11 protein-coding genes are annotated in these 10,976 nt (G+C 58.5%); 4 read left to right on the top strand and 7 right to left on the bottom strand.

Going from position 1 to position 10,976, the window contains the following annotated elements:
- The 4 genes from ACK4OE_RS23550 to ACK4OE_RS23535 all read left to right on the top strand — a co-directional run.
- On the top strand, positions 1-1,336 hold a 1,336-nt coding region (locus ACK4OE_RS23550; protein WP_409888663.1), incomplete at its 5' end, for an SEC-C metal-binding domain-containing protein.
- 108 nt (positions 1,337-1,444) lie between these two features.
- Entirely contained in the window at positions 1,445-2,674 is a 1,230-nt protein-coding gene (gene argJ, locus ACK4OE_RS23545) for a bifunctional glutamate N-acetyltransferase/amino-acid acetyltransferase ArgJ (RefSeq protein ID WP_409888661.1), read from the top strand.
- 72 nt (positions 2,675-2,746) lie between these two features.
- Positions 2,747-3,619: an ATP-binding protein gene (locus ACK4OE_RS23540; protein WP_409888659.1), complete on the top strand. Its 873-nt coding sequence runs from the start codon at positions 2,747-2,749 to the stop codon at positions 3,617-3,619.
- Complete coding sequence (locus ACK4OE_RS23535) at positions 3,597-4,103, top strand: NUDIX domain-containing protein (protein WP_409888657.1); 507 nt, start codon at positions 3,597-3,599, stop codon at positions 4,101-4,103. Before ACK4OE_RS23540 ends, ACK4OE_RS23535 begins: the two co-directional genes overlap by 23 nt.
- Positions 4,104-4,189: 86 nt before the next feature.
- Here the strand turns inward: ACK4OE_RS23535 and ACK4OE_RS23530 are convergent, their stop codons facing one another.
- From ACK4OE_RS23530 to ACK4OE_RS23500, 7 genes are all read right to left on the bottom strand, one after another.
- A complete protein-coding gene (locus ACK4OE_RS23530) occupies positions 4,190-4,420 on the bottom strand; it encodes a DNA gyrase inhibitor YacG (protein ID WP_409888655.1) in 231 nt (76 codons plus the stop codon).
- A 72-nt stretch (positions 4,421-4,492) separates the two neighbouring features.
- A complete protein-coding gene (zapD, locus tag ACK4OE_RS23525; RefSeq protein ID WP_409888653.1) occupies positions 4,493-5,248 on the bottom strand; it encodes a cell division protein ZapD in 756 nt (251 codons plus the stop codon).
- Positions 5,249-5,333: 85 nt separating this feature from the next.
- Positions 5,334-5,963 carry a dephospho-CoA kinase gene (gene coaE, locus ACK4OE_RS23520; protein WP_409888652.1) on the bottom strand — a complete coding sequence of 210 codons (630 nt, stop codon included), beginning with the start codon at positions 5,961-5,963 and terminating at the stop codon, positions 5,334-5,336.
- A 16-nt stretch (positions 5,964-5,979) separates the two neighbouring features.
- Complete coding sequence (locus tag ACK4OE_RS23515; RefSeq protein WP_409888650.1) at positions 5,980-6,849, bottom strand: prepilin peptidase; 870 nt, start codon at positions 6,847-6,849, stop codon at positions 5,980-5,982.
- The gene (locus ACK4OE_RS23510; RefSeq protein ID WP_409888648.1) at positions 6,849-8,066 is read right to left on the bottom strand and encodes a type II secretion system F family protein; all 1,218 of its coding nucleotides are present in this window, start codon (positions 8,064-8,066) and stop codon (positions 6,849-6,851) included. Before ACK4OE_RS23510 ends, ACK4OE_RS23515 begins: the two co-directional genes overlap by 1 nt.
- Positions 8,067-8,084: 18 nt before the next feature.
- Positions 8,085-9,824, bottom strand: a complete 1,740-nt coding sequence (gene pilB / locus ACK4OE_RS23505) for a type IV-A pilus assembly ATPase PilB (protein ID WP_409888646.1) — start codon at positions 9,822-9,824, stop codon at positions 8,085-8,087.
- 223 nt (positions 9,825-10,047) lie between these two features.
- Positions 10,048-10,976, bottom strand: a 929-nt coding sequence (locus ACK4OE_RS23500) for a polyprenyl synthetase family protein (protein ID WP_409888644.1), incomplete at its 5' end; no start/stop codon positions are given.

The raw sequence follows: 10,976 nt of genomic DNA, 5'->3' as shown, positions 1-10,976 counted from the left end.
GAACAAGGAAGGCCTGCCACACCAGGTGCTCAACGCCAAGCAGCACGCCCGCGAAGCAGACATCGTGGCGCAGGCCGGGCGCGAGGGCATGATCACCATTGCGACCAACATGGCCGGTCGCGGCACCGACATCGTGCTGGGTGGCAACATTGAAAAGCTGGTGGCCGCGGTAGAGGCCGACGAATCGCTCGACCCCGCTGCACGTGAAGCAAAGATTTCCAAACTGCGCGAAGAGTGGGCAGTGGACCACGAGAAGATCAAGGCCCTGGGTGGCCTGCGCATCATCGCCACCGAGCGCCATGAGTCCCGCCGTATTGACAACCAGTTGCGTGGCCGCTCGGGCCGCCAAGGCGATCCTGGCTCCTCGCGCTTCTACCTGAGTTTGGACGATTCGTTGATGCGCATCTTCGCGGGTGATCGTGTCAAGGCGATCATGGACCGCCTGAAAATGCCTGACGGTGAGGCCATCGAGGCGGGCATCGTGACGCGCAGCATCGAGTCGGCCCAGCGCAAGGTGGAAGCCCGCAACTTCGACGTCCGCAAGCAACTGCTGGAGTACGACGACGTTGCCAACGACCAGCGCAAGGTGATCTACCAGCAGCGCAATGACATCCTCGACGCGAGCGAGCTTTCCGACATCATTGCCGCAATGCGCGAGGACTGCATGACCGATCTGGTGCGTCAGTACGTGCCTGTGGAGTCGGTGGAAGAACAGTGGGATCTGGCAGCCCTTGAAAAGGTCCTGGCCGACGAGTGGCAGGTGTCGATTGCCTTGCAGCAAGAAGTACAAGGCGCCAGCGCCATCACCGATGACGAGATTCTGGAGAAGGTATTGCGGGCTGCCCACGCATCGTTCGACGCCAAGGTCGAGCATGTGGGCCGCGAGAACTTCACGCAGTTCGAGCGCGTGGTTCTGCTGCAAAGCTTTGACTCCAACTGGCGTGACCATCTGAGCGCGCTGGACTATCTGCGCCAGGGCATTCACCTGCGCGGCTATGCGCAAAAGCAGCCCAAGCAAGAGTACAAGCGCGAAGCGTTCGAGCTTTTCCGCCAGCTGATTGACGGTGTGAAGAACGAGGTCACCAAGCTGCTGATGACGGTACAGGTACAGTCGCCCGCCCAGCTGGATCAGGCAGCGCAGGACATGGAAGCGCGTGCAGAAAAAATTGCCAATGTGACCTACACCGCCCCGACGGAAACCGGCGAAGTGGAGACCACGGTGGACGCGCAAACCGTTGGCCAGGCGCTGCCCGAAGGCATGCGCGTGGGCCGCAACGACCCTTGCCCATGCGGCAGCGGCAAGAAATACAAGGCGTGCCACGGCAAACTCGCTTGAGCTTTGAAGTGACCCAGTAAAACCAAAAGACACGGGCTGAGGCCCGTGTCTTCATTTGCGCGCCACGGTTTTCCGGATAATCGGCCGCAGTTTTTAAGAAGGATTCCCATGCCCGTCAATCTTCTCGCCCCCGTTGCCTCTGATCTGCATCCGATTGCCGGTGTTCGCATCGGCGTCACCGAAGCCGGTGTGCGCAAGGCCAACCGCAAGGACCTCACGGTGTTCCTGCTGGACGAGTGCGCCAGTGTGGCGGGCGTGTTCACGCAGAACCGTTTTTGCGCCGCGCCGGTGCAGATCAGCCGCGATCATCTGGCCAGTGGAAAAGGCATTCGCGCCATGGTGATCAACACCGGCAATGCCAATGCGGGCACGGGTGCAGATGGCCTGGCGCGTGCGCGCTCCACCTGTGCGGCACTGGCAAGCAAGCTCGATGTGGCGCCAGAGCAGGTCTTGCCGTTTTCGACCGGTGTGATCATGGAACCCCTGCCGAGCGACCGCATTGAAGCGGGTTTGCCGGCCGCCATTGCCGATGCGCAGCCCGGCCATTGGGCGCGTGCCGCCGAAGGCATCATGACCACCGACACGTTGGCAAAGGCGTTCTCGGCCCAGGTGCAGATTGGTGGCGCTACGGTGTCTATCACTGGCATCAGCAAGGGCGCAGGCATGATCCGGCCCAACATGGCGACGATGCTGGGCTTCATGGCGACCGACGCCTGCGTGGCGCCTGCATTGATGCAGCAGCTGGCGCGTGAGCTGGCCGATGGCTCGTTTAACCGCGTCACCATCGATGGCGACACGTCCACCAACGACTCGTTTGTTGTGGTTGCCACCAACAAGGCGGTGCACTCCCCCATCACCACGCTCGACAGCGCAGACGGTCAGGCGCTGAAAGCGGCCATGCTGGCTGTGGCGCAAAAGCTGGCCCAGGCCATCGTGCGCGACGGCGAGGGTGCCACCAAGTTCATCACCGTGCGGGTCGAGGGCGGCAAGACTGGCGACGAGTGCCGCAAAGTGGCTTATGCCATCGCCCATTCACCCCTGGTCAAGACTGCGTTTTTCGCCAGCGACCCCAACCTGGGCCGCATCCTCGCCGCGGTCGGCTACGCGGGCATTGACGACCTGGACCAGACCGGCATCGATCTCTTCCTGGATGATGTGCATGTCGCCATCCAGGGAGGGCGCAACCCCGCCTACCGCGAGGAAGACGGCCAGCGCGTGATGAAACAAAGCGAGATCACCGTGCGCGTGCTGCTCGGCCGGGGTGACGCAGTGGACACGGTGTGGACCTGCGACTTCAGCCATGAGTACGTCACCATCAATGCGGACTACCGGTCCTGATGGCTGCACAGCCATTGAATAATTCAAATTTGATAGCTGTCAGCGCTTTATGGATAAGCGCTAGAGGCCAAAATGACTGATAAATTTTATCGCCTGATCGAGCGCGCGGAGCGGCTGATCGCCCGCATTGAATCCGTTCTGCCCCAACCCTTGACTGCGCCCGACTGGTCTGTGGCCATCGCCTGGCGCTACCGCAAGCGCAGCAGCGGTCACGGCGTTCTCGAACCTGTACGCCATGTGGCAGCCATGCAGTTGGTGGATCTGAAAGAGATCGACGCGCAGAAGGAAAAGATCGAGCGCAATACCCAGCAGTTTGTGGCGGGCAAGCCCGCCAACAATGTGCTGTTGACGGGCGCGCGGGGCACGGGCAAGTCGTCCCTGATCAAGGCCTGCCTGAACGTTTATGCCGCCCAGGGCCTTCGCCTGATCGAAGTGGACAAGGCCGACCTGGTGGACCTTCCCGACATCGTGGACGTGGTGTCTGACCGGCCTGAAAAATTCATCATCTTCTGCGACGACCTGAGCTTTGAAGACGGCGAGCCTGGCTACAAGGCGCTCAAGTCCATCCTTGATGGTTCGGTGGCAGCGGCCACACCGAATGTGCTGATCTACGCCACCAGCAATCGGCGCCATCTGCTGCCCGAGTACATGGCCGAGAACCTGACCTACACCCACACCCCGGACGGCGAGGTGCATCCGGGTGAGGTGGTGGAAGAAAAAATTTCGCTGTCAGAGCGGTTTGGCCTGTGGGTCAGCTTCTACCCCTTCAGCCAGGAGGAGTACCTGACCATCGTGGCCCAGTGGTTGTCTTCGCTGGGTGTGCCTGCGGCTGAAGTCTCCGCAGCCCGCGCCGAGGCTTTGGTGTGGGCGCTGGAGCGGGGCTCGCGAAGCGGCCGGGTGGCTTACCAGTTTGCACGCGACTATGCAGGGCGGCACGATGGCTGAAACCCCTGCGGGAGATCCGGCCAGCAATGCCAGTCCCACGGCGGCGGCCGCTGCAGACGCACGCAAGCACACCGAGGTGGCGGTGGGCATTCTGCTGCGCTCCGATGGCGCCATGCTGTTGTCCACGCGCCCACCGGGCAAGCCTTACGCCGGCTACTGGGAGTTTCCGGGCGGCAAGCTGGAGGTGGGAGAGACGGTGGAGCAGGCCCTGCGCCGTGAACTCATCGAAGAACTGGGCGTGACCATTGGCCCCGCCAGCGTCTGGAAGGTGACCGAGCACGACTACCCGCACGCGCTGGTGCGGCTGCACTGGTGCAAGGTGTGGGATTGGACCGGTGAGTTTGAGATGCGCGAAGGGCAGTCCATGGCCTGGCAGCAGATGCCGTTGACGGTGGCGCCGGTATTGCCCGGAGCCTACCCGGTACTCCAGTGGCTTGCCGACGAGCGCGGCCAACCTATAGACATCGCTAAACTTCAAAAATGATAGCTGGTTGAGCTTTTGGGATAAGCGCTGGGGGCTGATTTCACTGAGAAACAACCGGTTTCAAAGCGGTGAGCGCGATGGGACTGTCAGTGCTGCAGGCGCGGGTCGCCGTATTGCGCATCGCCTGGCGGCGCCTCGGCAGGCATGCGAAAGTCCTCGCTGGCCCAGGCGCCCAAGTCCACCTGTTTGCAGCGCTCGCTGCAGAAGGGGCGGTATGCGTTGCTGGGGGCGTAGATGCTGTCACCGCCGCAGCAAGGGCAGGTGACGATGCGCGCAGCGGGTGCACTGTGCTTGCTGTTCCGTTCTATGTCAGCCATCCTCATCCATCCTCAAATCGTCAACGTGCTTGCGCCTGGTTACAGGCTGTCATTGCCTGATTTTCGCCGGGCTCAGGCGCACAAGGTCAGTTCAAACGCTGCATCTTCTGCGCAGGCGTGCAGGCGGGCATCGTCGCCCAGTCGCATCAACCGCACCGACACAATCAGCCGGTTGCCACTGATCTCGGGGATCAGGTTCAGTGCGGGGTCAATGCGCAGTCGCAGCAACTGGAATGTGCGCCCCTGGGGCAGGTTTTGCTGGAACTGCCCTCGCTCGGCGGCCACCTTTTGCGGCACTCCCGAGTCGCGCAGCAGCTTGAGCAGCACATAGATGGATTCCGCCAACGGCGCCAGGGTGGACGCCCATCCTTCCAGAGCCTGCTGGCGCATCGCGGGGGCATGGTGTTGCCAAGCGTAATAGGCTGGCAAATCAAACCCGCAGGTACCACCCGGAATGCCCACCCGGCTGCGAATGCTCATCAGCCAATCGTTCTCGGTCAGCGAATGGCCAGACTTGCCCGATTGCGCATTGAGCGCAGCGAAACAGCGGTCCAGCTGAGCGATCACAGCATCCAGCGCTGCTTCGGAAATCGAAGGGTTGCCGCGATAGCTGTCTAGCTGGTGCTTGTGTTTTTCAATGTCCTTGAGAACATCCGACTTGAGGTCGGCCCGGGCGGCCACGTCCATGATTTCGAAGATCGTGACCAGCGCAAAATGGTGATCGAGCGCATGGGACCGGGGGATCAACTCTCCCAACCGGCGGAACAACTGCTCAAGCCGCAGATAGGTTCTGAGACGCTCGTTAAAGGGATATTCGTAAAGGATCACGCTGGCGGGTTCCTGGGGGCTCAGGGGGGATTCTGACGCCGGTGGCGCGCGGCATGGGGTGAAAGCACAAACGGTTTCGTTCGCATCATAGCCCGAACAGCAAGGCCGTCTGCCTTGTGCGGGCGTGCAGCTCGTCGAGCGAGCAATCCACGTCATTGGCAATCACCACATCGGCCACCGCCCGCCGTGCGTGCCGGGTTGCTTGTGAGGCGATGATGCCTTGCACGACCTCCCTGGCAAGCCCATTGCGCCGCATCACCCGCTCGATTTGCGTCTCGGGTGAGCAGTCCACCACTACCACCGCGTCCAGCCTGCGCGCCCAACGGCCAGATTCTGCAAGCAGGGGAATATCAAACACGATGACCGCGCACCCGCGCTCAGCTGCTTGCTGTGCTTTGAGGTCGCTGTGCAGCGAAACCAGGGGATGCACGATGCCTTCCAGTTGCGCGCGTGCCTCGGGGTGCGTGAACGCGAGCTGTCGCATGCGAGGGCGGTCGAGCGCTCCGGCGGCATCGACATATGTATCGCCAAAGGCGGAGCGGATCGCAGGCATGGCCGCTCCATCGGGCCCCGTCACCTCGCGCGCAATCTGGTCTGCATCGACCAGTGCCGCACCTTGCAAGGCGAGGAAGTTGCCTACCGAGCTCTTGCCGCTTCCGATGCCTCCCGTCAGGCCCAGACGGATGGGGCGGCGCTTTTGTTCCGACACCTGCATGAGGAAGGCGCCCAGCTCAGAGCCCCACGAGCTTCAATACGGACTCGATGATGGCATTGGGACCAAAGATCATGGCCGTGAACCCTGCACCCACAAGGAACGGCCCAAAAGGCACATATCCCCCTTCGCGCAAGCTGCTGAATATCTTGAGGGCAATCCCGACAATAGCGCCGATCACCGACGACATCAGAATGATAGGCACCAGCGCCTGCCAGCCGAACCAGGCCCCCAGAGCCGCGAACAGCTTGAAGTCGCCGTAGCCCATGCCTTCTTTGCCGGTCACCAATTTGAAGCCCCAGTAGACCAACCACAGAGACAGGTAGCCCGCGGCCGCGCCCACTACGGACGCGTACAACGGAACGGCAATCAGCTGAGTGGCAGACGCCAACAGCCCCACCCACAATAGCGGGAGTGTGATGTCGTCTGGGAGCAGCGTGGTGTCCCAGTCAATGAACGCAAGCGTGACCAGCGCAGCAGAAAAACCGCACCAGGCAATACCGGTGGGCGTGATGCCCCAGCGCTGAATGCAGAAGAAGAACAGCGCTCCGGTTGCAATCTCGACCAGCGGGTAGCGAATACTGATCCGTGTCTTGCACGCGGAGCAGCGACCGCGCAAAAAAAGATAGCTCAGGACAGGAATGTTTTCATACCACTGCACCATATGCCCGCAGGACTGGCAGCGCGAGCGTGGGGTGAGCAGATTGAAGGGCTCGGGCGGGGAAGGGGGCTCCTCACCCGCTTCCGCGGCTTTAAACGCTACTGCCTCTGCCGCCCATTGGCGCTCCATGATTTTGGGCAGCCTGTAGATCACCACATTGAGAAAGCTGCCGATCAGGAGCCCAAAAACACTTCCCAGTGTCGCATCCAGCCAAACATCCACGCCCATTACACGACTTGGCCAAGTTTGAAGATAGGCAGATACATCGACACCACAATGCCGCCGATCAGCGTGCCCAGAAACACGATGATGATGGGCTCCATCAGGCTGGACAGCCCGGCGACCATTTCATCCACCTCTGCCTCGTAAAAATCCGCTGCCTTGCCCAGCATATGGTCGATGGAGCCCGACTCCTCGCCGATGGCGCACATCTGCAGAACCATGGAAGGGAAGATGTTCGCATTGCCCATAGCAGCCGTCAGGCTTGTACCCGTGGAGACTTCCTGCTGGATTTTCTCAGTGGCCATTGAGTACAGAGAGTTGCCCGACGCGCCGCCTACGGAATCCAGTGCTTCAACCAAGGGCACACCCGCAGCAAACATGGTGGATAGAGTGCGGGTCCAACGCGCAACGCAGGACTTCTCAATCAACGCGCCGAAAATTGGGATCTTAAGAAGGATGCGGTCCATAACCATCTGCATCTTCTCATTGCGTTTCCACGCCTGCATGAAGAAATAAAAACCGCCACCGATACCGCCGAATATCAGCCACCACCACTTCACAAATATTTCACTGATAGCCATCACAAACAATGTGGGAGCGGGAAGATCTGCGCCGAACGACGTAAACACTTCTTTAAAGGCCGGGATCACAAAGATCATGATCACAGCCACCACTACAAACGCCACGATAACCACGGAAATTGGATACATCAAAGCGGATCGAATCTTTGATTTGATCGCCTCTGTCTTCTCCATATAGGTTGCGAGACGGTCCAGCAACGCTTCCAGAATACCTGCGGCTTCACCCGCCTCCACCAGATTGCAGTACAGACTGTCAAAATACATGGGGTGCTTACGAAACGCACCGTTCAATGAAGTACCAGTTTCAACGTCTGAACGAATATCGTTGAGCAGCTTGGTAACACTGGCATTCGTATTCCCACGCCCCACGATATCAAATGACTGCAGCAAAGGAACGCCCGCTTTCATCATGGTTGCAAGTTGGCGTGTAAACAGGGCAATATCTTTGGGCTTGATCTTTTTGCCCGAACGCATCCGACGTTTCTTGATCTTTGTCGGAAATACGCCCTGGCGACGGAGCGTGGCCTGGACTTGGTTTTCCCCAGAGGCGCGCACCTCTCCCCGGACAATCTTTCCATGCCGGTCTTTGCCTTCCCATTCGAAAACAAATTCTTTGATGTCTCTTGATGCTGCAGTCGCCATACTAATCCCTCATGAGCATTATTCGTTGGTGACTGCTAGTACTTCTTCAAGAGAAGTCAGTCCCTGTTTTGCCTTGTATAAACCCGAAGCACGGAGTGATCTCACGCCTTCAGATTTTGCTTGTTCGGCAATCTCGAGCGCACTTCCATCGCGTAATATGATGCGTTGGATGTCTTCAGATATTGGCATGACCTGGTAAATGCCGACACGTCCCTTGTATCCATTGTTGCAAGCAGAGCAACCCACTGGACGGTAGGTGACCCACGATCCATCCAGTTCTTCTTCGGCATAGCCTGCCTCTAAAAGCGCCTCATGAGGAATGTCCGCTGGAGTTTTGCAAACAGGGCACAGCCTGCGTGCAAGTCGCTGTGCGGTAATTAATATCACGCTTGATGCGATATTAAACGGCGCAATGCCCATGTTGCGCATGCGTGTCAGGGTCGTCGGCGCATCATTGGTGTGAAGCGTCGAGAGAACCAGATGTCCGGTTTGTGCAGCCTTGATAGAAATATCGGCGGTTTCGAGGTCTCGAATTTCACCAACCATGATTATGTCTGGATCTTGTCGCAAAAACGACTTTAGCGCCACTGCAAATGTCATCCCTGCCTTCTCGTTGACATTTACTTGATTAACTCCTGGGAGATTTATTTCCGAAGGGTCTTCCGCTGTTGCAATATTGACGCCAGGTTTGTTCAGCAGATTTAAGCAGGTATATAAGGAAACCGTTTTCCCGGAGCCGGTCGGGCCGGTGACCAAAATCATTCCATAGGGGCGGCCAATGGCTTCCAGCAGACGTTCTTTTTCTATTGGTTCATAGCCAAGAGCGTCAATTCCAAGCTTTGCACTGCTCGGGTCCAAGATACGGATAACGATCTTCTCGCCGAACAACGTAGGCAGTGTGCTCACCCGAAAGTCGATTACGCGGTCGGGGCCAACCTTGAGCTTCATTCGACCGTCCTGGGGAACGCGTTTTTCCGAAATGTCCAGGCGTGAAATCACCTTTATGCGGGAGGCAAGTTTGTCCTTAATAGCAACAGGAGGGGATGCTATTTCCCTCAACTCGCCGTCGATGCGGAAGCGGACCCGGTATTGGTGCTCGTATGGCTCAAAATGCAAGTCCGATGCGCGCATATTGAATGCGTCGAGAAGCATCTTGTGAAGAAACTTGACAATGGGCGCATCCTCGACATCCCCAGATCCCGCATCGTTGTTGTCTGGAACATCTTCAACAGGAACATCGTCAAATTCGAAACCGCCCCCCCCGCTGACCAGGGTGTCCATAGAGTCATTGGTGGACTTGGTGGTTGCCTCCACCAATTTGCTCAGCTTGTCATATTCCGCAATTACCCAATCCACACCCATCTGGGTCGTGAATTTGATTTTTTCAGCAGCCTCTTGATCGGTAGGATCTGCAGTTGCAACAATAAGGCGATTGTTGCGTTTGCTAAGAACGACAACCCGATACGCTTGACATATCTTGGCGTCAAGAAGTTCTTTGGGAAGCCTGAGGGGATCAATAGCATCAAGATCCAGCAAGGGGGCGCCAAAAACTGCTGACACCGTGTGCGCCAGATCTGCCGCAGATACCGCGCCTGAGCCTGTCAACTCAGCGATAAAACTGGTGCGCCCAATTTGTGATTTTTTGTAAATGTCCTCGGCTGACTTTTGGGTCAGTTTGCCGGCAGACATCAATGCCCGGCCCAGTCCTGGGAGGGCTACTGCAGAGGCTTCTTTGGGGACAGTTTCAACAGCGGCCATGTAACCGGTAATGTGTTAAGTGTGGAAAAGAAACCATCCTATCATCACCGATCACCTGCTGGCTGTACAGCGCTGGATATTGGCAACACTGCGACAGAAGTAGCCCTGTTACATGAAATATCCGCTGCTTAAATTCCAGTGAGTTGACCTAAGCCTCGGAAAATCCCCCTAATCCCCGGCCTCGCTTGAGAGTTCTTTTGGTGCACCTATTTGCGATGGTGTGTCAGTGGCGGCGCACAAGAAGCTGAGCTGCGAGTTCTATCAATCCGGCCCTGTGGGCGTTGGCTGGAAGTTGCTCTGCCGCCGCGATGGCGCGGCGTGCTTCAGCGTGTGCGGCGGCGCGGGTCACTTCCAGTGCCCCGGTGTCTCGTACGATTGCCACAATTTCTGCGAGTTGTTCGGTAGAGCCCTGCTCGATGGCATGGCGCACAACTTGCGCTTGGTGCGGCGTGCCACGTTGGATGGCAGCAATCAGGGGTAGCGTCGACTTGCCTTCTCGCAGGTCGTCTCCCAGATTCTTTCCCATTTCCGTGGCGTCGCCGTCGTAGTCGAGGACGTCGTCAATGATCTGGAATGCGGTGCCCAGGGCCTGACCGTAGGCCGCACACGTTTCTTCCGTGGCGGGCGAGCTGTCGGCAAGCACAGCGCCCAATCGCGCGCTGGCTTCAAATAGCTTGGCTGTTTTAGAGCGAATTACGCGCAGGTAACCCGCTTCGTCGAGCGACGCGTCATGCATGTTCATCAGTTGCAACACCTCGCCCTCAGCGATCACATTGGTTGCTTCCGAGAGTATCTCCATGATGCGCATGCTCCCGGCTTCCACCATCATCTGAAATGAGCGGGTGTGCAGGAAATCTCCCACTAACACGCTGGCCGGGTTCCCAAAGGTTTCATTGGCGGTAGGGCGCCCGCGCCGCAGTGTCGATGCGTCGACCACGTCGTCATGGAGCAGGGTCGCCGTATGAATCAGCTCGACCACTGCAGCAAGGCTGAAGTGATGCGTTCCACGATAACCGAGTGCTCCGCACACCATGAGCAGCAGCGCGGGTCGCAGGCGCTTGCCTCCGGCTGCAATGATGTATTGCGATATTTGGGCCACCAGTGGGACGCTGGAGGTCAGGCGTTGACCAATGACCTTGTCGACCTCATGCA

The organism is Acidovorax sp. (assembly GCF_046314175.1).
In the GTDB taxonomy this organism is placed as follows: domain Bacteria; phylum Pseudomonadota; class Gammaproteobacteria; order Burkholderiales; family Burkholderiaceae_C; genus Acidovorax.
Note: the sequence above shows the minus strand (reverse complement) of the source record. Positions and strands in the feature narration are given on the sequence as shown.

Coding starts and splice junctions, on each gene's coding strand:
- argJ (WP_409888661.1), top strand. CDS start 1,445: ATGCCCGTCAATCTTCTCGCCCCCGTTGCCTCTGATCTGCATCCGATT.
- ACK4OE_RS23540 (WP_409888659.1), top strand. CDS start 2,747: ATGACTGATAAATTTTATCGCCTGATCGAGCGCGCGGAGCGGCTGATC.
- ACK4OE_RS23535 (WP_409888657.1), top strand. CDS start 3,597: ATGCAGGGCGGCACGATGGCTGAAACCCCTGCGGGAGATCCGGCCAGC.
- ACK4OE_RS23530 (WP_409888655.1), bottom strand. CDS start 4,420: ATGGCTGACATAGAACGGAACAGCAAGCACAGTGCACCCGCTGCGCGC.
- coaE (WP_409888652.1), bottom strand. CDS start 5,963: ATGCAGGTGTCGGAACAAAAGCGCCGCCCCATCCGTCTGGGCCTGACG.
- ACK4OE_RS23515 (WP_409888650.1), bottom strand. CDS start 6,849: ATGGGCGTGGATGTTTGGCTGGATGCGACACTGGGAAGTGTTTTTGGG.
- ACK4OE_RS23510 (WP_409888648.1), bottom strand. CDS start 8,066: ATGGCGACTGCAGCATCAAGAGACATCAAAGAATTTGTTTTCGAATGG.
- pilB (WP_409888646.1), bottom strand. CDS start 9,824: ATGGCCGCTGTTGAAACTGTCCCCAAAGAAGCCTCTGCAGTAGCCCTC.